This window comes from Klebsiella sp. GL120222-02 (assembly GCF_003097195.1).
GTDB classification, from domain to species: domain Bacteria; phylum Pseudomonadota; class Gammaproteobacteria; order Enterobacterales; family Enterobacteriaceae; genus Klebsiella; species Klebsiella variicola.
Map to the genome: position 1 here is coordinate 15,005 of NZ_QEQO01000012.1, position 21,335 is coordinate 36,339.

General features: G+C 57.4%; 22 protein-coding genes and 1 pseudogene. 18 read left to right on the plus strand and 5 right to left on the minus strand.

Features of this window, described 5'->3' with window-relative positions; genetic code table 11:
- Positions 1-204 precede the first annotated feature (204 nt).
- Positions 205-588, minus strand: a complete 384-nt coding sequence (gene panM, locus N438_RS25375) for an aspartate 1-decarboxylase autocleavage activator PanM (protein WP_012540387.1) — start codon at positions 586-588, stop codon at positions 205-207.
- Positions 589-1,011: 423 nt separating this feature from the next.
- On the opposite strand from panM, the gene livK reads away from it, so the two are divergent.
- The 12 genes from livK (at position 1,012) to ugpQ (ending at position 11,850) form a co-directional block, all read left to right on the plus strand.
- On the plus strand, positions 1,012-2,121 hold the full coding sequence (gene livK, locus N438_RS25385; RefSeq protein WP_110195413.1) for a high-affinity branched-chain amino acid ABC transporter substrate-binding protein LivK: 1,110 nt from the start codon (positions 1,012-1,014) through the stop codon (positions 2,119-2,121).
- A 61-nt stretch (positions 2,122-2,182) separates the two neighbouring features.
- Positions 2,183-3,109 (plus strand): high-affinity branched-chain amino acid ABC transporter permease LivH, encoded by a 927-nt coding sequence (gene livH, locus N438_RS25390; RefSeq protein WP_012540389.1) that lies wholly within the window; start codon positions 2,183-2,185, stop codon positions 3,107-3,109.
- Entirely contained in the window at positions 3,106-4,383 is a 1,278-nt protein-coding gene (gene livM, locus N438_RS25395; protein ID WP_008806971.1) for a branched chain amino acid ABC transporter permease LivM, read from the plus strand. Before livH ends, livM begins: the two co-directional genes overlap by 4 nt.
- Positions 4,380-5,147, plus strand: a complete 768-nt coding sequence (livG, locus tag N438_RS25400) for a high-affinity branched-chain amino acid ABC transporter ATP-binding protein LivG (RefSeq protein ID WP_023340787.1) — start codon at positions 4,380-4,382, stop codon at positions 5,145-5,147. The genes livM and livG overlap by 4 nt, the downstream gene beginning before the upstream one ends.
- Position 5,148: 1 nt before the next feature.
- The gene (gene livF / locus N438_RS25405) at positions 5,149-5,862 is read left to right on the plus strand and encodes a high-affinity branched-chain amino acid ABC transporter ATP-binding protein LivF (RefSeq protein WP_004145133.1); all 714 of its coding nucleotides are present in this window, start codon (positions 5,149-5,151) and stop codon (positions 5,860-5,862) included.
- A 163-nt stretch (positions 5,863-6,025) separates the two neighbouring features.
- Positions 6,026-6,247 carry a type II toxin-antitoxin system Phd/YefM family antitoxin gene (locus tag N438_RS25410; RefSeq protein ID WP_004174006.1) on the plus strand — a complete coding sequence of 74 codons (222 nt, stop codon included), beginning with the start codon at positions 6,026-6,028 and terminating at the stop codon, positions 6,245-6,247.
- The gene (locus tag N438_RS25415; protein WP_008806973.1) at positions 6,244-6,612 is read left to right on the plus strand and encodes a type II toxin-antitoxin system death-on-curing family toxin; all 369 of its coding nucleotides are present in this window, start codon (positions 6,244-6,246) and stop codon (positions 6,610-6,612) included. Before N438_RS25410 ends, N438_RS25415 begins: the two co-directional genes overlap by 4 nt.
- Positions 6,613-6,888: 276 nt before the next feature.
- Positions 6,889-8,205 (plus strand): sn-glycerol-3-phosphate ABC transporter substrate-binding protein UgpB, encoded by a 1,317-nt coding sequence (ugpB, locus tag N438_RS25420; protein ID WP_022066271.1) that lies wholly within the window; start codon positions 6,889-6,891, stop codon positions 8,203-8,205.
- Positions 8,206-8,311: 106 nt separating this feature from the next.
- On the plus strand, positions 8,312-9,199 hold the full coding sequence (ugpA, locus tag N438_RS25425) for a sn-glycerol-3-phosphate ABC transporter permease UgpA (protein WP_110195414.1): 888 nt from the start codon (positions 8,312-8,314) through the stop codon (positions 9,197-9,199).
- Positions 9,196-10,041, plus strand: a complete 846-nt coding sequence (ugpE, locus tag N438_RS25430; RefSeq protein ID WP_008806976.1) for a sn-glycerol-3-phosphate ABC transporter permease UgpE — start codon at positions 9,196-9,198, stop codon at positions 10,039-10,041. The genes ugpA and ugpE overlap by 4 nt, the downstream gene beginning before the upstream one ends.
- A gap of 1 nt (position 10,042) precedes the next feature.
- A complete protein-coding gene (locus tag N438_RS25435; protein WP_023323353.1) occupies positions 10,043-11,113 on the plus strand; it encodes a sn-glycerol-3-phosphate import ATP-binding protein UgpC in 1,071 nt (356 codons plus the stop codon).
- On the plus strand, positions 11,110-11,850 hold the full coding sequence (ugpQ, locus tag N438_RS25440) for a glycerophosphodiester phosphodiesterase (protein ID WP_016161912.1): 741 nt from the start codon (positions 11,110-11,112) through the stop codon (positions 11,848-11,850). Before N438_RS25435 ends, ugpQ begins: the two co-directional genes overlap by 4 nt.
- Positions 11,851-11,873: 23 nt before the next feature.
- On the opposite strand, the gene N438_RS25445 is transcribed toward ugpQ, so the two are convergent.
- Positions 11,874-12,194 carry a DUF2756 family protein gene (locus tag N438_RS25445; RefSeq protein WP_008806979.1) on the minus strand — a complete coding sequence of 107 codons (321 nt, stop codon included), beginning with the start codon at positions 12,192-12,194 and terminating at the stop codon, positions 11,874-11,876.
- A gap of 123 nt (positions 12,195-12,317) precedes the next feature.
- On the opposite strand from N438_RS25445, the gene ggt reads away from it, so the two are divergent.
- The gene (gene ggt / locus N438_RS25450; protein ID WP_016161911.1) at positions 12,318-14,063 is read left to right on the plus strand and encodes a gamma-glutamyltransferase; all 1,746 of its coding nucleotides are present in this window, start codon (positions 12,318-12,320) and stop codon (positions 14,061-14,063) included.
- A 207-nt stretch (positions 14,064-14,270) separates the two neighbouring features.
- Here ggt and yhhY read toward each other — a convergent pair whose 3' ends face one another.
- Entirely contained in the window at positions 14,271-14,759 is a 489-nt protein-coding gene (gene yhhY / locus N438_RS25455) for an N-acetyltransferase (RefSeq protein WP_004181470.1), read from the minus strand.
- Positions 14,760-14,986: 227 nt separating this feature from the next.
- Positions 14,987-15,640: a polymer-forming cytoskeletal protein gene (locus N438_RS25460; protein WP_008806981.1), complete on the minus strand. Its 654-nt coding sequence runs from the start codon at positions 15,638-15,640 to the stop codon at positions 14,987-14,989.
- Between the two features lie 264 nt (positions 15,641-15,904).
- On the opposite strand from N438_RS25460, the gene N438_RS25465 reads away from it, so the two are divergent.
- From N438_RS25465 to gntU, 5 genes are all read left to right on the plus strand, one after another.
- Positions 15,905-16,942 (plus strand): oxidoreductase, encoded by a 1,038-nt coding sequence (locus tag N438_RS25465; RefSeq protein WP_012967125.1) that lies wholly within the window; start codon positions 15,905-15,907, stop codon positions 16,940-16,942.
- Positions 16,943-17,063: 121 nt separating this feature from the next.
- The gene (locus N438_RS25470) at positions 17,064-17,759 is read left to right on the plus strand and encodes a pirin family protein (RefSeq protein WP_002920779.1); all 696 of its coding nucleotides are present in this window, start codon (positions 17,064-17,066) and stop codon (positions 17,757-17,759) included.
- Positions 17,760-17,873: 114 nt separating this feature from the next.
- Positions 17,874-18,869, plus strand: coding sequence for a gluconate operon transcriptional repressor GntR (gene gntR, locus N438_RS25475; protein ID WP_002920777.1), 996 nt, complete (start codon positions 17,874-17,876; stop codon positions 18,867-18,869).
- A gap of 180 nt (positions 18,870-19,049) precedes the next feature.
- A complete protein-coding gene (gene gntK, locus N438_RS25480; RefSeq protein WP_012540395.1) occupies positions 19,050-19,580 on the plus strand; it encodes a gluconokinase in 531 nt (176 codons plus the stop codon).
- Positions 19,580-20,920, plus strand: coding sequence for a gluconate transporter (gntU, locus tag N438_RS25485; RefSeq protein WP_008806984.1), 1,341 nt, complete (start codon positions 19,580-19,582; stop codon positions 20,918-20,920). Before gntK ends, gntU begins: the two co-directional genes overlap by 1 nt.
- Here the strand turns inward: gntU and N438_RS28940 are convergent.
- Positions 20,917-21,279, minus strand: a pseudogene (locus N438_RS28940) (hypothetical protein). The gene gntU and the pseudogene N438_RS28940 overlap by 4 nt on opposite strands.
- Positions 21,280-21,335 lie beyond the last annotated feature (56 nt).

The following is a 21,335-nucleotide window of genomic DNA, read 5'->3' on the forward strand; positions in this document are numbered from 1 at the left end:
GTAAGCTCCCGGGGATTTCGGGTCTTGACGCCTTTTTGCAACGCGAAATGCTGGGTTAAATGGGGGGGGGCCTTTCACGCCGCAGATGCGTTGTCTGACCCCGGTTGCGCTGCGCTTACCGGGGCTACAATTTCCAGGTAGCCCGGCTAAGCGAAGCGCCGCCGGGTTCTTCCTTGGTCATGCTCCGCATATTGGGGCTACGGCTTAATGCTTTTCCCAACCGGTCTGCTGGGCGCTAAAGCCGAGCGCCTGCATAAATGCGGCCATCACGCCGCGGTCCTCCACCCCTTGGTCGGCGACGCGCCAGCTATTGATGGCCGGGTTATCACGCAACGTCTCTTCCACTAAGTATTGCCCGACGCCGCGGCGGCGGGTCACTTCACGCACGCACAGATCGCTGAGCTCGGCTTCGACGCCGCGCAGGGTGACGCGCACGGCGCCCAGCAGGCGTTCGTTAAAGCGGGCGGCGTAGAGACGATGATTCTCGTCCAGGGTTAGGGTCGACAGATCCTGCGACGGCCAGATTTTCCCCAGGTCGATGCGATCCTGATCGCTGAAGTGCTGTAAACGGATAATGGTCAGTTTCATGGGCGGCAAATCCAGTGCAAAACAGAGGCGCCAGTGTACCCAAAATTGCTGTCTGGCGGAGCGCTGTTTTTTGCGCATACATCAGGGGATTCGTTTTCCGGATGTAGTCAGGGTAGCGCAATCCGTCATGGATCGAAAAATAAGCAGAATTTTAACCTAATGTGCAGCGTTTTATTCCGCCTTATGTATCGTTATTTTATGCTGCAGGATGGACTTTTTTTTGTTTATCTTCACCAAAATACAGAATATTATCTTTGCTTAATCGACTGAAAAATAGAGATTTTAATCTGTTTTTTAGTGAAAAGCTGCGCTAAACCATTAAACTCAATGGTAAAAATGGCGTTGTTTAATAAAAGCACAGAATGCTTTTTAACCATAAAAATACAAAACATTTACACCACATCACGAACGGGGTTCTGCAGCATGAAAAGGAACGCGAAAACCATCGTCGCGGGCATTGTCGCATTAGCGATGTCGCACGCGGCGATGGCCAAGGATATTAAGGTCGCCGTGGTCGGCGCGATGTCGGGTCCGGTGGCCCAGTGGGGCGACATGGAGTTCAATGGCGCGCGTCAGGCGATTAAAGACATCAACGCCAGCGGCGGTATTAAGGGTGACAAGCTGGTGGCCGTCGAATATGACGACGCCTGCGATCCGAAGCAAGCGGTCGCGGTGGCCAACAAAATCGTCAACGACGGCATTCAGTACGTTATCGGCCACCTCTGCTCCTCTTCCACCCAGCCGGCTTCCGACATCTATGAGGATGAAGGCATCCTGATGATCTCCCCCGGGGCAACCAACCCGGAGCTGACCCAACGCGGATACCAGTACATCATGCGTACCGCCGGCCTCGACTCCTCGCAGGGGCCGACCGCGGCGAAATATATCGTCGAGAAAGTGAAACCGCAGCGTATCGCCATCATTCATGACAAGCAGCAGTACGGCGAAGGGCTGGCGCGTTCGGTGCAGGACAACCTGAAGAAAGCCGGGGCCAATATCGTCTTCTTCGACGGCATCACCGCGGGGGAAAAAGATTTCTCCGCCCTGCTGGCGCGCCTGAAGAAAGAGAACATTGACTTCGTCTACTACGGCGGCTACTACCCGGAAATGGGCCAGATGCTGCGCCAGGCGCGCTCCGTCGGGCTGAAAACCGTGTTTATGGGGCCGGAAGGGGTCGGCAACGCCTCGCTGTCCAATATCGCGGGCGTCGCGGCGGAAGGCATGCTGGTGACAATGCCAAAACGCTACGATCAGGACCCTGCCAATAGCGCCATCGTCAACGCGCTGAAAGCGGAGAAGAAAGATCCGAGCGGGCCGTATGTTTGGATCACCTATGCCGCCGTTCAGTCGCTGGCGCAGGCGATGGACAGAACCGGCAGCCAGCAGCCGCTGGATTTAATCAAAGATTTGAAAGCGCACGGGGCGAAAACCGTGATTGGGCCGCTGACCTGGGATGAAAAAGGCGATCTGAAGGGATTTGAGTTTGGTGTCTTCCAGTGGCACGCCGACGGCTCTTCGAGCGCGGCGAAATAAGCGCTGAAGACGAGTTATCCCTCCGCCCGCGAACCGCGGGCGGTTTGAAAAAGGTTACCTTATGTCCGAGCAGTTTCTCTATTTTCTGCAGCAGATGTTTAACGGCGTCACGCTGGGCAGTACCTACGCGCTGATCGCCATCGGCTACACGATGGTGTACGGCATTATTGGCATGATCAACTTCGCCCACGGCGAGGTCTACATGATTGGCAGCTATGTCTCCTTCATGATCATCGCCGCGCTGATGATGATGGGCATCGACACCAGCTGGTTGCTGGTCGCCGCCGGATTCGTGGGCGCCATTGTGATTGCCAGCGCCTACGGCTGGAGTATCGAGCGCGTTGCCTATCGGCCGGTGCGTAACTCTAAGCGTCTGATTGCGCTGATCTCCGCTATCGGGATGTCTATCTTCCTGCAGAACTACGTCAGCCTGACCCAGGGGTCGCGCGACGTGGCGCTGCCAAGCTTGTTTAACGGCCAGTGGATCGTCGGCCACAGCGACAGCTTCTCCGCGACGATCACCACCATGCAACTGGTGATCTGGGTGGTGACCTTTATCGCCATGCTGGCCCTGACGCTGTTCATTCGCTACTCGCGGATGGGGCGCGCCTGCCGCGCCTGTGCCGAAGACCTGAAAATGGCGAGCCTGCTCGGGATTAACACCGACCGCGTCATCGCCCTGACTTTTGTCATCGGCGCAGCGATGGCGGCGGTGGCGGGCGTGCTGCTCGGTCAGTTCTACGGCGTGATTAACCCCTACATCGGCTTTATGGCCGGGATGAAGGCCTTCACCGCCGCCGTGCTCGGCGGTATCGGCAGTATTCCTGGCGCAATGATCGGCGGCTTGATCCTGGGTATTGCCGAGGCGCTCTCTTCTGCCTATCTCAGCACTGAATATAAGGACGTCGTTTCCTTCGCGCTGCTGATTCTGGTGCTGTTAGTGATGCCGACCGGCATTCTGGGCCGCCCGGAGGTGGAAAAAGTATGAAACCGATGCAAATTGCAATGGCGCTGCTGTCTGCCGTGATGTTCTTCATTCTGGCGGGCGTCTTTATGGGCGTGCAGCTGGAGCTGGACGGCACCAAGCTGGTGGTCGATACCGCCGCCGATATTCGCTGGCAGTGGATCTTTATCGGCACCGCGGTGGTCTTTTTCTTCCAGCTGCTGCGGCCGCTGTTCCAGAAAGCGGTTAAGAACGTCTCCGGGCCGAAGTTTATTATGCCGGCGATTGACGGCTCAACGGTGAAGCAGAAGCTGTTCCTGATAGCCCTGCTGGTGATCGCCGTGGCCTGGCCGTTTATGGTGTCGCGCGGCACGGTGGATATCGCCACCCTGACGATGATCTATATCATCCTCGGCCTCGGGCTGAACGTGGTGGTCGGCCTTTCCGGCCTGCTGGTGCTGGGCTACGGCGGGTTCTACGCCATCGGCGCGTATACCTTCGCGCTGCTGAACCACTATTACGGTCTCGGCTTCTGGACCTGTCTGCCGCTGGCTGGCCTGGTCTCTGCGGCGGCCGGCTTCCTGCTGGGCTTCCCGGTGCTGCGTCTGCGCGGCGACTATCTGGCGATTGTGACCTTAGGCTTCGGTGAAATTGTGCGTATTCTGCTGCTCAACAATACCGAGATCACCGGCGGGCCGAACGGCATCAGCCAGATCCCGAAACCGACTTTCTTCGGCCTTGAATTTAGCCGTACCGCCCGCGAAGGCGGCTGGGATACCTTCAGCAATTTCTTCGGCGTCAAATACGATCCCTCCGATCGGGTGATTTTCCTCTACCTGGTGGCGCTGCTGCTGGTCGTGCTCAGCCTGTTCGTCATCAACCGCCTGCTGCGAATGCCGCTGGGGCGGGCGTGGGAAGCGCTGCGTGAAGATGAGATCGCCTGTCGTTCGCTGGGCCTGAGCCCGACGCGCATCAAGCTGACCGCCTTTACCATCAGCGCCGCGTTTGCTGGCTTCGCCGGGACGCTGTTCGCTGCGCGCCAGGGCTTCGTCAGCCCGGAATCCTTCACCTTCGCCGAGTCGGCCTTCGTGCTGGCGATCGTGGTGCTGGGCGGGATGGGCTCGCAGTTCGCGGTGATCCTCGCGGCTATTCTGCTGGTGGTCTCGCGCGAGCTGATGCGTGACTTCAACGAATACAGCATGTTAATGCTCGGCGGCCTGATGGTGCTGATGATGATCTGGCGTCCGCAGGGGCTGCTGCCAATGACGCGCGTGCAGTTGAAGCTGAAAAACGGTCAGGCGAAAGGAGAGCAGGCATGAGTCAGCCATTATTATCCGTCAGCGGCCTGATGATGCGTTTCGGCGGCCTGCTGGCCGTCAACAATGTGTCGCTGGAGCTCAGAGAGCGCGAGATTGTCTCGCTGATCGGCCCCAACGGCGCCGGGAAGACCACCGTCTTTAACTGCCTGACCGGTTTCTACAAGCCCACTGGCGGCACCATTATGCTGCGCGACCAGCACCTGGAAGGGCTGCCGGGCCAGCAGATTGCGCGGATGGGGGTGGTGCGAACCTTCCAGCACGTGCGTCTGTTCCGCGAAATGACGGTGATTGAAAACCTACTGGTGGCGCAGCATCAACAGCTGAAAACCGGCGTCTTCTCCGGCCTGCTGAAAACGCCGGCCTTCCGTCGCGCGCAGAGCGAAGCCCTGGATCGGGCCGCCACCTGGCTTGAGCGTATCGGCCTGCTGGAGCACGCCAACCGTCAGGCCAGTAACCTGGCCTACGGCGACCAGCGCCGGCTGGAGATCGCCCGCTGTATGGTGACGCAGCCGGAGATCCTGATGCTTGATGAACCGGCGGCGGGGCTTAACCCGAAAGAGACCAAAGAGCTGGATGAGCTTATCGCCGAGCTGCGTAGCCATCACAACACCACCATCCTGCTTATCGAACATGATATGAAGCTGGTGATGGGCATTTCCGATCGCATCTACGTCGTGAACCAGGGGACGCCGCTGGCCAACGGGACGCCGGAAGAGATTCGTAATAACCCGGACGTGATCCGCGCATACCTTGGTGAGGCATAAGATGGAAAACGCGATGTTAACTTTTGACAACGTCAGCGCCCACTACGGCAAGATTCAGGCGCTGCACAACGTCAGCCTGCATATCAAACAGGGCGAGATCGTTACGCTGATCGGCGCCAACGGCGCGGGGAAAACCACCCTGCTTGGCACGCTGTGCGGCGATCCGCGCGCCTCCAGCGGGCGCATTGTCTTTGACGGTAAGGATATTACCGACTGGCAGACGGCGAAAATCATGCGTGAAGCGGTGGCGATCGTCCCGGAAGGGCGGCGCGTCTTTTCGCGTATGACGGTGGAAGAGAACCTGGCGATGGGCGGTTTCTTTGCCGACCGCGATCAGTTCCAGACCCGCATCAAATGGGTGTATGAGCTGTTCCCGCGTCTGCATGAACGCCGTATTCAGCGCGCCGGCACCATGTCCGGCGGCGAGCAGCAGATGCTGGCGATCGGTCGTGCTCTGATGAGCCAGCCGCGCCTGCTGCTGCTTGATGAGCCCTCATTAGGGCTGGCGCCGATTATCATTCAGCAGATTTTCGACACCATCGAGCAGCTGCGCGAGCAGGGGATGACTATCTTCCTCGTCGAGCAGAACGCCAACCAGGCGCTGAAGCTGGCCGATCGCGGCTACGTACTGGAAAACGGTCACGTGGTGCTGGAGGATACCGGCGACGCGCTGCTGGCCAACGAAGCGGTGCGCAGCGCCTATCTCGGCGGTTAATTCATCGCAACCCGGCGTCATTCACTTCGCCGGTTTGTAGCCCGGGCGAGGCGCTTGCGCCGACCCCGGGAGCCGATCGCACAAATACCTTTAAAAGAGCCTGATGGCTCTTTTTTTGTACATGTATGTTGTACAATAAAAGAGTACAGCTTTGGAGGTATTTATGAGAACGGTTAACTATAGCGAAGCCCGACAAAATCTGGCCGATGTGCTGGAAAGCGCAGTGACAGGTGTACCTGTGACCATTACCCGTCGTGGGCATAAATCTGCGGTCATCATTAGTGCAGAAGAGTTTGAACGCTACCAGGCGGCCAGAATGGATGATGAGTTCGCGGCTATTATGGCGGTTCATGGTGATGAGATCAGGGAGCTTGCGGATAAATGACGCTGCAGATTATCTCAGCGGAAGAGATAATACAGTTTCACGACAGGCTGCTCCGCGTCACGCCTGACGTTGCCGGTATGCCCGACCCGGGGCGTGCCGAAGCGATAATGTATAGGGTGCTAAACAAAATTGAATATGAAGGTGTGACAGACGTGTGGCGACTCGCTGCGATGCACCTGCTGGTGATTTCTCGCGGCCATATTTTCAATGATGGAAATAAGCGTACGGCACTGTTTATTACCCTGCTTTTTTTAAAGCGAAATGGAATTATATTGCCGGCGAATCCGGACTTCGTCGGCATGACCGTCGAGGCGGCAGCGGGGCAACTTACCCTGGAACAGATTGTCGCGCGTTTGCGCGGATGACGGTTAAATCGTTGCAACCCGGCGGCGCTACCCAAGCCGTTGTAGCCCGGGCGAGGCGCTTGCGCCGACCCCGGGAGCCGATCGCGCAAATATTATCCGTGTCTCAGCTCCCACTTTACTTCCCCCGTCCTTTCATCGGCTTGTCATCTCTCTGACCCGTTACTATCTTTTTTTTGTAATAAAAAAGTTATTTTTCTGTAATTCGAACATGTCATGTTACCCCGCGAGCATAAAACGCGTGAAATCGCGCATCCGGCACAACAAGAGAGATAACCGATGATATCGTTACGACATACAGCTTTAGGACTGGCGCTGAGCCTGGCTTTTGCCGGTCAGGCCCTGGCGGTTACCACCATCCCATTCTGGCACTCAATGGAAGGCGAGCTGGGTAAAGAAGTGGATTCTCTGGCGCAACGCTTTAACGCGGCCAATCCTGATTACAAAATCGTTCCGGTATACAAAGGCAACTATGAACAGAGCCTGAGTGCTGGTATCGCCGCTTTCCGTACCGGCAACGCCCCGGCGATCCTGCAGGTGTATGAAGTCGGCACCGCCACCATGATGGCGTCAAAAGCCATTAAGCCGGTGTACCAGGTGTTTAGCGAGGCGGGCATCAAGTTTGATGAATCGCAGTTCGTGCCGACGGTATCCGGGTATTACACCGATTCGAAAACCGGCCATCTGCTCTCCCAGCCATTTAACAGCTCTACGCCGGTGCTGTACTACAACAAAGACGCCTTCAAAAAAGCCGGCTTAGATCCGGAGCAGCCGCCGAAGACCTGGCAGGATCTGGCGGCCTATACCGCGAAGCTGAAAGCCGCCGGGATGAAGTGCGGGTACGCCAGCGGCTGGCAGGGCTGGATCCAGATTGAAAACTTCAGCGCCTGGCATGGTCTGCCGGTGGCCACGAAAAATAACGGCTTCGACGGTACCGATGCGGTACTGGAGTTCAATAAGCCGGAGCAGGTGAAGCATATCGCCCTGCTCGAAGAGATGAACAAGAAGGGCGATTTCAGCTACTTCGGGCGTAAAGACGAATCCACCGAGAAGTTCTATAACGGCGACTGCGGGATTACTACCGCGTCATCCGGCTCGCTGGCCGATATTCGTCAGTATGCCAAATTCAACTACGGCGTCGGCATGATGCCATACGATGCCGACGTGAAAGGCGCGCCGCAGAACGCCATCATCGGCGGGGCCAGCCTGTGGGTGATGCAGGGTAAAGACAAAGAGACTTACACCGGCGTGGCGAAGTTCCTCGACTTCCTGACCAAACCGGAAATCGCCGCCGAATGGCACCAGAAAACCGGCTATCTGCCGATCACCACTGCGGCCTACGATCTGACGCGCCAGCAGGGCTTCTATGATAAGAACCCGGGCGCCGATATCGCCACCCGCCAGATGCTGAACAAGCCGCCGTTGCCGTTCACCAAAGGCCTGCGTCTGGGCAACATGCCGCAAATCCGCACCATCGTCGATGAAGAGCTGGAGAGCGTGTGGACCGGCAAGAAAACCCCGCAACAGGCGCTGGATTCCGCTGTTCAGCGTGGGAATCAGTTGCTGCGTCGCTTCGAGCAAGCGACCAAATCGTAATCTGTAACTTGCCCGGTGGCGCTGCGCTTACCGGGCCTACGATGTGCCCTATGTAGGCCGGGTAAGGCGTAGCCGCCTCCCGGCATTGTTCAGGAACCCAATCTCAATGTCATCATCCCGTCCGGTATTCCGCTCGCGCTGGCTGCCCTATGTGCTGGTCGCGCCGCAGCTGATTATCACGCTGATTTTCTTTATCTGGCCCGCGGGCGAAGCGCTGTGGTACTCGCTGCAGAGTGTCGATCCGTTTGGTCTCTCCAGCCAGTTTGTCGGCCTGGATAACTTCGTTGCGCTGTTCCACGACCCGTACTATCTGGACTCGTTCTGGACCACTATAAAATTCAGCACCCTGGTGACTGTCAGCGGCCTGCTCGTTTCGCTGTTTTTTGCCGCGCTGGTCGACTATGTGGTGCGAGGCAGCCGCTTTTATCAAACGCTGATGCTGCTGCCGTACGCCGTGGCCCCCGCCGTCGCGGCGGTGCTGTGGATCTTCCTTTTTAACCCCGGGCGCGGGCTGATCACCCATTTCCTCGGCGAGCTGGGCTACGACTGGAACCACGCGCAAAACAGCGGCCAGGCGATGTTCCTGGTGGTCTTCGCCTCGGTATGGAAGCAGATAAGCTATAACTTCCTGTTCTTCTTCGCCGCGCTGCAGTCGATCCCGCGTTCGCTGGTTGAGGCCGCCACCATCGACGGCGCCGGGCCGATTCGTCGCTTCTTTAAGCTGGCGCTGCCATTGATTGCGCCGGTGAGCTTCTTCCTGCTGGTGGTCAACCTGGTTTACGCCTTCTTCGACACCTTCCCGGTGATCGATGCCGCCACCGCCGGCGGCCCGGTGCAGGCCACCACCACCTTGATCTACAAAATCTATCGCGAAGGTTTTGCCGGACTCGATCTTTCCGCTTCCGCCGCACAGTCGGTGGTGCTGATGTTCCTCGTCATTATTCTGACGGTGGTGCAGTTCCGTTACGTTGAAAGTAAGGTGCGTTACCAATGATTGAGAACCGTCGCGGGCTGACGATTTTCAGCCACACCATGCTCATTCTGGGTATTGCCGTCATTTTATTCCCGCTCTACGTCGCCTTCGTGGCGGCGACGCTGGATAACCAATCGGTGTTTGAAACGCCGATGACCCTGATCCCCGGCGGCCATCTGCTGGAGAACATGAAGACCATCTGGGTGAACGGCGTCGGCGTCAACAGCGCGCCGTTCTGGCTGATGATGCTCAACAGTTTCATCATGGCGTTCGCCATTACGGTCGGCAAAATCGTGGTGTCGATGCTTTCGGCGTTCGCCATCGTCTGGTTCCGCTTTCCGCTGCGTAACCTGTTCTTCTGGATGATCTTTATCACCCTGATGCTGCCCGTTGAGGTGCGGATTTTCCCGACGGTGGAGGTCATCGCTAACCTCAACATGCTCGACAGCTACGCCGGGTTAACGCTGCCGTTGATGGCTTCGGCCACCGCCACCTTCCTGTTCCGCCAGTTCTTTATGACCCTGCCGGACGAGCTGATTGAAGCGGCGCGTATCGATGGCGCTTCGCCGATGCGCTTCTTTCGCGACATCGTGCTGCCGCTGTCGAAAACCAATCTCGCGGCGCTGTTCGTCATCACCTTTATCTACGGCTGGAACCAATATCTGTGGCCGCTGCTGATTATTCAGGATGTGAATCTTGGCACCGCCGTCGCCGGTATTAAAGGCATGATCGCCACCGGCGAAGGTACTACCCAGTGGAATCAGGTGATGGCGGCGATGCTGCTGACCCTGATCCCGCCGGTCGTCATCGTTTTAGCCATGCAGCGCGCCTTTGTGCGTGGCCTGGTCGATAGTGAGAAATAAAATGGCTGGTTTAAAACTACAGGCAGTAAGCAAAAGCTGGGATGGCAAAACCCAGGTGATTCAACCGCTGACGCTGGACGTGGCGGACGGGGAATTTATCGTCATGGTCGGCCCGTCGGGCTGCGGGAAATCAACGCTGCTACGGATGGTTGCCGGACTGGAGCGGGTGACCAGCGGCGATATCTGGATCGATCGCAAACGGGTGACTGAGATGGAACCGAAAGATCGCGGCATCGCGATGGTGTTCCAGAACTATGCGCTTTATCCGCATATGAGCGTGGAAGAGAACATGGCGTGGGGGCTGAAGATCCGCGGCATGGGTAAGGGATTGATTGCCGAGCGGGTGCAGGAGGCGGCGCGTATTCTGGAGCTGGATGGTCTGCTCAAGCGTCGCCCGCGGGAGCTCTCCGGCGGTCAGCGCCAGCGCGTGGCGATGGGCCGCGCTATCGTGCGTGACCCGGCGGTATTCCTGTTCGACGAACCGTTGTCAAATCTCGACGCCAAGCTGCGCGTGCAGATGCGTCTGGAACTGCAGCAGCTGCATCGCCGCCTGAAAACGACTTCGCTGTACGTCACCCACGATCAGGTCGAAGCGATGACCCTGGCCCAGCGGGTGATGGTGATGAATAAAGGCGTTGCCGAGCAGATCGGCACCCCGGTGGAAGTGTATGAGAAGCCCGCCAGCCGCTTTGTGGCAAGCTTTATCGGCAGCCCGGCCATGAACCTGCTGGAAGGGCGCATCAGCGATGACGGCGGTCGCTTCGAGCTGGCCGGTGGCATGGCGTTGCCGATGAATCACGAGCATCGGCGCTACGCCGGGCGTAAAATGACGCTCGGTATCCGCCCGGAGCACTTTATTTTAAGCTCGCAGGCGCAAGGCGGCATTCCGCTGCTGATGGATACCCTGGAAATTTTAGGTGCCGATAACCTCGCCCACGGGCGCTGGGGCGAGCAGAAGCTGGTGGTCAGACTGCCGCATCAGCAGCGCCCGGCGGGCGGCAGCACGCTATGGCTGCATCTGCCTTTGGAACATCTGCACCTCTTTGATGGTGAAACAGGACAACGCGCATGAGTAACTGGCCTTATCCCCACATCGTCGCCCATCGCGGCGGCGGTAAACTGGCGCCGGAGAACACCCTGGCGGCTATCGACGTCGGCGCCCGCTACGGGCACACGATGATTGAATTTGACGCCAAGCTGTCGAAGGACGGGCAGATCTTTCTGCTGCATGACGATAATCTCGAACGCACCAGCAACGGCTGGGGCGTGGCGGGCGAGCTGGCGTGGGACGATCTGCTGAAGGTCGATGCCGGCAGCTGGTTCAGCCGTGAATTTAAGGGCGAGCCGCTGCCGTTGCTCTCTCAGGTGGCGGAGCGCTGCCGCCGTCACGGTATGATGGCGAATATCGAAATTAAGCCGACCACCGGGCTGGGGCCGCAGACCGGCAACGTGGTGGCCCTGGCTGCGCGCGATCTGTGGCAAGGCATGGCCGCGCCGCTGCTCTCCTCTTTTGAAATCGATGCTCTGGAGGCGGCGCAGGAAGCCGCGCCCGAGCTGCCGCGCGGGCTGCTGCTGGATGAGTGGCGCGATGACTGGCGCGAATTGACCACCCGGCTGGGCTGCGTGTCGATTCACCTCAATCACAAGCTGTTGGATGCGGCGCGGGTGGCGAGCCTGAAACAGGCCGGCCTGCATATTCTGGTGTACACGGTCAATAAACCCCAGCGCGCCGCCGAGCTGCTGCGCTGGGGTGTAGATTGCATCTGCACCGATGCCATTGACGTCATCGGGCCGAATTTCCACCCTTAAGACGGATTTGCGGCGGCTGACCTTTACGGGTTGGTCTGCCGCAGCATTCCACCGTTGTTGTTCGGTAGCACCTGCTGCGGCGGATTGAGATTACCGCCCTGGGCCGCGCGCTGCTGATTCGTCTGCAACTGGTTTTGCAAATGCTGCTGCTGCGAGCGGGTCTGATTGTTCAGATCCTGCTTCAGCATGCTCTGCTGCTGCTGTTGCTGCACCTTCATCTCATTTTGCATGCGCTGCTGGCTGGGCACCACGTAACCCGGCTGGTTAGGGTTGTTATTAATATTGATCGGCTGGGCTAATACGCCAAGCGGCATCAGCGCCGCCAGAAACAGAATCGCTTTCATGGTTTTCTCCTCCCGTGCGTGGGATCACTTAAGTGTACCTCGAATCCGCCATAACAATGATTTTTTAGGAGTTATCAACCAGGCTTAAGCGGGGAATGAAACCTACCTTTCAGGAGTAAGACAATGATAAAAACAACAATATGGCGCCAGGTGGTCATCGCTGCGTTGCTGGCGGGCGGTAGTTTCACCGTCGCCGCCAATCCGCCACCGCCGCCGCCGGTCTCTTATGGCGTAGAGGAAGATGTGTTCCACCCGGTACGCGCCCGGCAGGGGATGGTGGCGTCGGTGGACGCGCTGGCGACCCGCGTCGGCGTGGATATTCTGCGCCAGGGCGGCAACGCTGTCGATGCGGCGGTGGCGGTTGGCTACGCGCTGGCGGTCACGCATCCGCAGGCCGGGAATATCGGCGGCGGCGGTTTTATGCTGCTGCGGACTAAAGACGGCAAGACCACGGCGATCGATTTCCGCGAAATGGCGCCGGAACAGGCCACCCGCGACATGTTCCTTGACGACCAGGGCAACCCGGACAGTAAAAAATCACTGACTTCGCATCTGGCCTCCGGCACGCCAGGCAGCGTCGCCGGTTTCTCTCTCGCCCTGGAAAAATACGGCACCATGCCGCTGAACAAAGTGATCCGCCCGGCGATTAAGCTGGCAGAAGAGGGCTTTATCGTTAACGATGCGCTGGCGGACGATCTGAAGACCTATGGCAGCGAAGTGATCCCGCAGCATGAAAACAGTAAAGCGATCTTCTGGAAGAACGGCGAGCCGCTGAAAAAGGGCGACCGGCTGGTGCAAAAGAATCTCGGTAAGAGCCTGGAGCTGATTGCCGAGCACGGCCCGGAGGCCTTCTATAAAGGGGCCATCGCCGACCAGATCGCTGACGAGATGAAAAAGCACGGCGGGCTAATCACCAAAGCCGATCTTGCCAGCTATAAGGCCGTGGAGCGTACGCCGGTTAGCGGCGAATATCGCGGGTATGAGGTTTATTCCATGCCGCCGCCGTCTTCCGGCGGGATCCACATCGTGCAGATCCTCAATATCCTCGAAAACTTCGATATGCAGAAATATGGCTTTGGCAGTGCCGATGCTATGCAGGTGATGGCGGAGGCGGAGAAACACGCCTATGCCGACCGTTCTGAATATCTCGGCGACCCTGACTTCGTCAAAGTGCCGTGGCAGGCGCTGACCAGCAAAGCTTACGCCAAAGCAATTGCCGCCGAGATTGATGTCAACAAGGCCAAACCTTCCAGTCAGATCCGCCCGGGCAAGCTGGCGCCGTATGAAAGTAACCAGACCACCCACTTCTCGGTGGTCGATAAAGAGGGTAATGCGGTGGCGGTGACCTATACGCTGAATACCACCTTCGGTACCGGCATTGTGGCGGGGGACTCCGGCATTCTGCTGAATAACCAGATGGATGACTTCTCGGCGAAGCCCGGCGTGCCTAACGTTTATGGTCTGGTGGGCGGCGACGCCAATGCGGTGGAGCCGAAAAAACGCCCGCTGTCGTCGATGTCGCCGACCATTGTGGTGAAAGACGGCAAAACCTGGCTGGTGACCGGCAGCCCGGGCGGCAGTCGGATCATCACCACCGTACTGCAGATGGTGGTCAATACCATCGATTTCGGGATGAACGTCGCGGAAGCCACCAACGCGCCGCGTTTCCACCATCAATGGCTGCCGGATGAGCTGCGGGTGGAGAAAGGCTTTAGCCCGGATACCCTGAAGCTGCTCGAGGCGAAGGGGCAGAAAGTGGCGCTGAAAGAGGCGATGGGCAGTACCCAGAGCATCATGGTAGGGCCGGACGGTATGCTGTATGGCGCCTCCGATCCGCGTTCGCCGGATGATTTAACGGCGGGGTATTGATGTGTTGCCCGGTGGCGCTGCGCTTACCGGGCCTACAACTGTGCGAACGTAGATACTGTTATCGGTTTGCAACTTTTTGGTCCGGGAAAAATATGTGCTTTGTGTTAATTCAGAGCACATTGCGCTCCCGATATTTCTTCTGCGTTATGACTCTCATGACGCAGGGAGCGCACAGAGGGCGGCCAGTCGCCGCCACCCGGCAACACGCTACTTCATTCTCGCCATATAATACGCATCCACATACTCACCGTTGCGCAGCGCGTAACGCCTGCCGGTGCCTTCGATCTCAAAGCCGTACTTCTTATACACCGCAATCGCCGGGGCATTATCGGCGAACACCGTCAGCTCAATACGTTCAACCCGCAGCCAGTTGTCGCACATATCAATCATGGTACGCATCAGCGCGCTGGCGACGCCGCGGTTGTGCCAGCGCGAATCCACGCTGACACCAAAATCGGCGACGTGGCTACGGCGGGGACGTTGGACGACGGCAATGCTTAAATGGCCGACGACTTGCTCATCGATACAGGCCACCAGCTGCTTCACGCCGGGCGTATCGGTTAGCCGCTCCCGCCACATATGTTCGGATGGATGAGGGACCTGTAGCGTGTTGTGATACACCTCCGGCTGGGCGTGAATTTGACGAATCGCGTCAATATCTTTCGGTTCAGCATGGCGTATCACGATGTCACTCATTCCTTGTTCCTCATTCAGGTGAAAAGTCCCTTTAAACATCACTGACTACGGCGTTCGAGTCAACACGCATTATTTGCAAAAAAAAGTAGACAAGTGCGAATGAGAATGATTATTATTGTCCTGCATTCAGGGAGACCCTTGCGGAAAGCCTGAAAGCACGACATTGCTCACATTGCTTCCAGTATTACTTTAGCCAGCCGGGTGCTGGCTTTTTTTTTGCCGCTATTTCAGGCGCTCTGCGGCCTGGCGGGCTCCGCGTCGGCTTTGGATGGCGTGTCTGCTACCAGACCGAGAATATGACTTTTGTTCTCCGCTGCGGCCAGCATTTCAGCGCGACCGCTAAAAACCCCGCCTTTCTTGATCGCCAGAGCGCGATAGGCGAGGGTACCATCCAGATGGCCGTGCTCCTCGATGGTGATGCTATCGCCATGACACTGGCCCTGCACCTTGCCGTCAATAATCAGCTCCCGGCAGCTGATGTTGCCCTCCACCTGGCCTTCACGCATTACCTTAATCAGATGCTCTTTGGCCTCAATGTTGCCGGTCAACTGGCCGTGAATATAGACATGGCCGCTGGCGACGATATTGCCGACGAAATGTACCCCGCTGGCGATGATCGTGGTCTCGTGTTTTTTGCTGGCGACCGCTTCGGGTTCTGGGTTTATTGCCGGAAGTGTGGCTGCTTCTGACGCTTGAGGTTCCGTTTTATTTTTCTTAATAAACATCGCGTTAATCTTGTTCCGTTGGCTATGGAGGAGGAAAGCGACAAGCGCGCAGGCGGCCGCCAGGCGCGCCAGCGCGATGGCATCGACAGACCAGGCGATCAGTCCAAGAAGCCAGAAAAAAAGGGTGCCGTTTATGGCGAAATACTGTTTGTCCATTAGCAGCGGCTGGCTACTCCGTTAGTCATCAGTAACGTCCTGGTTTGCCCTCCACTTATCCGTAGTTTCGCCGTTAGGATCAAGTTTTTTAGCTGGAAAATGGCGAATTAATTCTTGGTTAATCAATTGGTTATTAATATTTTCGTATAAGTGATGCTTGAACTATTTTGCTGGCGAATCTTCCAGGAAAGCGGACAGAGAGGATGAAGTGATGGCCCGGCTTGCGCTATGGTTGAAGGTAGCTCATCAACTAAGGACAGCGTTATGACTCTGCACTGCGCATTTATTGGCTTTGGTAAAAGCACCACCCGCTACCATCTTCCTTACGTTTTGCACCGCAAAGACCGTTGGCATGTGGCGCATATCTACCGCCGCCGGGCGAAGCCCGAGGAGCAGGCGCCGCAGTATTCCCATATCCATTTCACCAGCGATCTTGATGACGTGTTAAACGACCCACAGGTCAAACTGGTGGTGGTCTGCACCCACGCCGACAGTCATTTCGAATATGCGAAAAAGGCGCTGGAGGCGGGGAAAAACGTGCTGGTGGAAAAGCCGTTCACCCCGACGCTTGAGGAAGCAAAAACCCTGTTTTCCCTGGCAAACAGCAAGGGCCTCACGGTGACGCCCTACCAGAATCGTCGCTTCGACTCCTGCTTCCTGACCACCAAAAAGGTGATTGAGAGCGGGAAACTCGGCGAACTGGTGGAGATCGAAAGTCATTTCGATAACTACCGCCCGGTGGCGGAGACCAACCCCGGCGGCCCGCAAAACGGCGAGTTCTATGGTCTCGGCGTGCATACCCTGGATCAGATCATTTCGCTGTTCGGCCGTCCGGACCATGTCTCTTACGATCTGCGCTCGCTGCGCAATAAAGCCAACCCGGATGACACCTTTGAGGCCCAACTGTTCTACGGCGATCTGAAGGCCATCGTCAAAACCAGCCACCTGGTGCAGATCGACTACCCGAAATTCATCGTTCACGGCCATAAAGGTTCGTTTGTGAAATACGGCATTGACCAGCAGGAGACCAGCCTGAAGGCCAATATCATGCCGGGCGAGCCGGGTTTTGGCGCGGACGACAGCGTCGGCGAGCTGGTGTACGTCAACGAGGCGGGGGAGACGGTGCGTGAAGCGGTGCCGCTGGAGACCGGCGACTACGGTCGGGTGTACGACGCGCTGTATGACACTCTCGTCAACGGCCAGCCGAATTACGTCAAGGAATCTGACGTTCTCACCAATATGGAGATCCTGGAGCGCGGCTTTGAACAGCCTTCTCCGGCCACCATCACCCTGGCAAAATAAGCAAAACGGGCTCCTCGACGCTTGTTCATATTTTTTGAACAGAGGAGTCAATTTTCACCCTCTATGATCGACGGCGAAATGGGTCCACACTGACTCCATCGAAAACATACGGGGGTGCAACATGATCTACTTACGCAAAGCGAACGAACGTGGCCACGCTAACCATGGTTGGCTGGATTCCTGGCATACTTTCTCTTTCGCCAACTATTATGACCCGAATTTTATGGGCTTCTCTGCCCTGCGGGTGATTAACGACGACGTCATCGACGCTGGTCAGGGCTTCGGTACCCATCCACACAAAGACATGGAAATCCTGACTTATGTGCTGGAAGGGGCGGTGGAGCACCAGGACAGTATGGGCAACAAAGAGCAGGTGCCGGCAGGCGAGTTCCAGATCATGAGTGCGGGTACCGGGGTGCGCCACTCTGAGTACAACCCGAGCAAAACCGATCGTCTGCGTCTGTATCAGATCTGGATTATTCCGGAAGAAACCGGCATTACCCCGCGCTACGAGCAGCGCCGCTTCGACGCCGCCCAGGGCAAACAGCTGGTGTTGTCGCCAGATGCGCGAGATGGCTCGCTGAAGGTGTACCAGGATATGGAACTCTATCGCTGGGCGCTGCTGAAAGATGAGCAGTCGGTTCACCAGATTGCCGCGGAACGCCGCGTGTGGATCCAGGTGGTCAAAGGCGAAGTGACCATCAACGGTACCAAAGCCACCACCAGCGACGGTTTGGCCATCTGGGACGAGCAGGCGATTTCGGTTCATGCCGACAGCGATAGCGAGATCCTGCTGTTCGATCTGCCGCCGGTTTGATAGTTATCTGAGCCAGGTTAAATAAATTGCGCAACCTTCTCCAACATCGGCGAAGGTTGCGCTTTGTCCGTGATAAACTGAGAAAATGTTTCCCCGTTGATCACAGTCAGGACGATGAAAAAGAAAAGACCCGTACTTCAGGATGTAGCCGATCTTGTCGGCGTGACCAAAATGACGGTCAGTCGCTATTTACGCAACCCGGAGCAGGTCTCCGAAGCGCTGCGTGGCAAGATTGCCGTTGCCCTCGATGAACTGGGTTATATTCCCAATCGCGCCCCTGACATTCTCTCCAACGCGACCAGCCGCGCCATCGGCGTGCTGCTGCCGTCGTTAACTAACCAGGTCTTCTCGGAAGTGCTGCGCGGTATCGAAAGCGTCACCGACGCCTTCGGCTATCAAACCATGCTGGCGCACTACGGCTATAAGCCGGAAATGGAAGAGAAACGCCTCGAATCGATGCTCTCCTGGAACATTGACGGCCTGATCCTCACCGAACGAACTCATACGCCTCGCACCCTGAAGATGATTGAAGTCGCCGGCATTCCGGTGGTGGAGCTGATGGACAGCCGGTCGCCGTGCCTCGATATCGCCGTCGGGTTTGATAACTTTGAAGCCGCCCGGCAGATGACCGCAGCGATTATCGCCCGCGGCCACCGCCACGTCGCCTATCTGGGGGCGCGTCTCGATGAACGAACTATCATCAAACAGAAGGGGTACGAGCAGGCGATGCTCGACGCCGGGATGACGCCCTATAGCGTGATGGTGGAGCAGTCTTCGTCCTACTCGTCGGGTATTGAGCTGATGCGTCAGGCGCGCCGCGAATATCCGCAGCTTGACGGTATCTTCTGTACCAACGATGACCTTGCGGTCGGCGCGGCGTTTGAATGCCAGCGTCTGGGGCTGAAGATCCCCGATGATATGGCGATCGCCGGGTTCCACGGCCATGATATCGGCCAGGTGATGGAGCCGCGTCTCGCCAGCGTCCTGACCCCGCGCGAGCGGATGGGACGCATCGGCGCCGAACGGCTGCTGGCGCGCATTCGTGGTGAAGCGATTACCCCTAAGATGTTAGATTTAGGTTTCACATTGTCACCGGGCGGATCAATTTAAACTGACAAGTTTGAAGTAGATCACACATATTCACATCTGGCACGAATGGATATTGCTTCTCCACAGGTCCGGCATGACAATGTTACCGATAACAGTTACCCGTAACAATTAACCGATACGCCGCCTTCGCGCTGGATGAGTCAGCCATGGCGCGGCGTACCTGTCCGGTGGGAGGATGCTTTGAGCACGACTAATCATGATCACCACGTCTATGTTCTGATGGGCGTTTCCGGCAGCGGGAAATCCGCTGTCGCCAGCGAAGTGGCGCATCAACTGCATGCCGCGTTTCTCGACGGCGACTTTCTGCATCCGCGCAGCAACATCACCAAGATGGCCTCCGGTGAGCCGCTGAACGATGATGACCGCACGCCGTGGCTGCAGGCGCTGAATGACGCCGCGTTTGCTATGCAGCGTACCAACAAGGTGTCGCTGATCGTCTGCTCGGCGCTGAAGAAGAGCTACCGCGACATTCTGCGCAAGGGCAACCCGAACCTCTCCTTCATCTATCTGAAAGGCGATTTCGACGTGATCGAAAACCGTCTGAAGGCACGCAAAGGACACTTCTTCAAAACCCAAATGTTGGTGACGCAGTTTGAAACGCTGCAGGAACCAGGCGCCGACGAGAGCGATGTGCTTATCGTCGATATCGACCAGCCGCTGGAAGGCGTGGTGGCCAGCACCATCGAGGTGATCAACAAAGGCAGTCACTAGTGAGTACTTTAACGCTTGTTTTAACAGCAGTCGGCTCGGTATTGCTGCTGCTGTTTTTAGTCATGAAAGCGCGGATGCACGCCTTCGTGGCTTTGATGGTGGTTTCTATTGGTGCAGGTCTTTTCTCCGGCATGCCGCTGGATAAAATCGCGGCGACGATGGAGAAAGGGATGGGCGGTACGCTGGGCTTCCTGGCGATCGTCGTCGCGCTCGGCGCGATGTTCGGTAAGATCCTGCATGAAACGGGGGCGGTCGATCAGATTGCCGTCAAGATGCTCAAATCCTTCGGCCACAACCGCGCGCACTATGCGATTGGTCTTGCCGGTCTTATCTGCGCGCTGCCGCTGTTCTTCGAAGTGGCCATTGTCCTGCTGATCAGCGTCGCTTTCTCGATGGCGCGCCATACCGGCACTAACCTCGTGAAGCTGGTGATCCCGCTGTTTGCAGGGGTGGCCGCCGCCGCCGCGTTCCTGCTTCCCGGGCCGGCGCCGATGCTGCTGGCGTCGCAAATGCACGCCGACTTTGGCTGGATGATCCTGATTGGCCTGTGCGCCGCGATCCCGGGGATGATTATCGCCGGTCCGTTGTGGGGTAACTTCATTAGCCGCTACGTTGAGCTGCATATTCCTGACGATATCAGCGAACCGCATCTCGGCGAAGGAAAAATGCCCTCCTTCGGCTTTAGCCTGTCGCTGATCCTGCTGCCGCTGGTGCTGGTGGGTCTAAAAACCATCGCCGCGCGCTTTGTGCCGGTGGGTTCCACTGCCTACGAATGGTTCGAGTTTATCGGCCATCCGTTCACCGCGATCCTGGTTGCCTGCCTGGTCGCGATCTACGGCCTGGCGATGCGCCAGGGGATGGCGAAAGACCGCGTGATGGAGATCTGTGGCCACGCGCTGCAGCCGGCGGGGATTATCCTGCTGGTGATCGGCGCCGGCGGCGTCTTCAAGCAGGTGCTGGTTGACTCCGGCGTCGGCCCGGCGCTCGGCGAAGCGCTGACAGGCCTGGGTCTGCCGATTGCGATTACCTGCTTCGTGTTGGCGGCTGCCGTCCGTATCATTCAGGGCTCTGCCACCGTTGCTTGTCTGACGGCGGTTGGCCTGGTGATGCCGGTCATTGAGCAACTGAACTACAGCGGTGCGCAGATGGCAGCGTTGTCTATCTGTATCGCCGGCGGCTCGATTGTGGTGAGCCACGTGAACGATGCCGGCTTCTGGCTGTTCGGTAAATTTACCGGTGCGACGGAAGCCCAGACGCTGAAAACCTGGACCATGATGGAAACCATCCTGGGTACCACCGGGGCGATTGTCGGTATGATCGCTTTCCAGCTGCTGAGCTAAGCCCGCTCACCTCCCGCTCGCGGGGTATAAAAAGCCAGGGTAACGCTGCTTACCCTGGCTTCTTTGTAATAAGCCGCCCTTTTTCCCCCTTTTCCTTGCCTGCTATTCGCCCTTATTAGCGCTACGACGATACTCGTATCCCTCGTCAGCCCTTGCTGTGCCTGGGTTTGATGCGTTTATTTGGCAAGCGGTAAATCACCTGATTTCGCGCTCAATCCATAATCAGGATCAATAAAATAGCAACGGAAAATATTCCATTGCGCAGGGGATTTCCCCGATAATCGTTGCGTTTTTGACGACGACCAGCGACGGTGGACAATGTGCAGGATAAGTTGCTTTTCTGATTGTTCAGCAATCATTGATTAATTTCACTTGCGACTTTAGCTGCATTTTGTAAGGTGAGGGATAATCCAGT

Excerpts from the sequence above, each read along its gene's own strand:
- ugpA (WP_110195414.1), top strand. The coding sequence starts at position 8,312 with ATGTCATCATCCCGTCCGGTATTCCGCTCGCGCTGGCTGCCCTATGTG.
- panM (WP_012540387.1), bottom strand. The coding sequence starts at position 588 with ATGAAACTGACCATTATCCGTTTACAGCACTTCAGCGATCAGGATCGC.
- livF (WP_004145133.1), top strand. The coding sequence starts at position 5,149 with ATGGAAAACGCGATGTTAACTTTTGACAACGTCAGCGCCCACTACGGC.
- N438_RS25415 (WP_008806973.1), top strand. The coding sequence starts at position 6,244 with ATGACGCTGCAGATTATCTCAGCGGAAGAGATAATACAGTTTCACGAC.
- N438_RS25410 (WP_004174006.1), top strand. The coding sequence starts at position 6,026 with ATGAGAACGGTTAACTATAGCGAAGCCCGACAAAATCTGGCCGATGTG.
- livK (WP_110195413.1), top strand. The coding sequence starts at position 1,012 with ATGAAAAGGAACGCGAAAACCATCGTCGCGGGCATTGTCGCATTAGCG.
- livH (WP_012540389.1), top strand. The coding sequence starts at position 2,183 with ATGTCCGAGCAGTTTCTCTATTTTCTGCAGCAGATGTTTAACGGCGTC.
- livG (WP_023340787.1), top strand. The coding sequence starts at position 4,380 with ATGAGTCAGCCATTATTATCCGTCAGCGGCCTGATGATGCGTTTCGGC.
- ugpE (WP_008806976.1), top strand. The coding sequence starts at position 9,196 with ATGATTGAGAACCGTCGCGGGCTGACGATTTTCAGCCACACCATGCTC.
- ugpQ (WP_016161912.1), top strand. The coding sequence starts at position 11,110 with ATGAGTAACTGGCCTTATCCCCACATCGTCGCCCATCGCGGCGGCGGT.
- N438_RS25445 (WP_008806979.1), bottom strand. The coding sequence starts at position 12,194 with ATGAAAGCGATTCTGTTTCTGGCGGCGCTGATGCCGCTTGGCGTATTA.
- ugpB (WP_022066271.1), top strand. The coding sequence starts at position 6,889 with ATGATATCGTTACGACATACAGCTTTAGGACTGGCGCTGAGCCTGGCT.
- N438_RS25460 (WP_008806981.1), bottom strand. The coding sequence starts at position 15,640 with ATGGACAAACAGTATTTCGCCATAAACGGCACCCTTTTTTTCTGGCTT.
- yhhY (WP_004181470.1), bottom strand. The coding sequence starts at position 14,759 with ATGAGTGACATCGTGATACGCCATGCTGAACCGAAAGATATTGACGCG.
- gntR (WP_002920777.1), top strand. The coding sequence starts at position 17,874 with ATGAAAAAGAAAAGACCCGTACTTCAGGATGTAGCCGATCTTGTCGGC.
- N438_RS25465 (WP_012967125.1), top strand. The coding sequence starts at position 15,905 with ATGACTCTGCACTGCGCATTTATTGGCTTTGGTAAAAGCACCACCCGC.
- N438_RS25470 (WP_002920779.1), top strand. The coding sequence starts at position 17,064 with ATGATCTACTTACGCAAAGCGAACGAACGTGGCCACGCTAACCATGGT.
- livM (WP_008806971.1), top strand. The coding sequence starts at position 3,106 with ATGAAACCGATGCAAATTGCAATGGCGCTGCTGTCTGCCGTGATGTTC.
- ggt (WP_016161911.1), top strand. The coding sequence starts at position 12,318 with ATGATAAAAACAACAATATGGCGCCAGGTGGTCATCGCTGCGTTGCTG.
- N438_RS25435 (WP_023323353.1), top strand. The coding sequence starts at position 10,043 with ATGGCTGGTTTAAAACTACAGGCAGTAAGCAAAAGCTGGGATGGCAAA.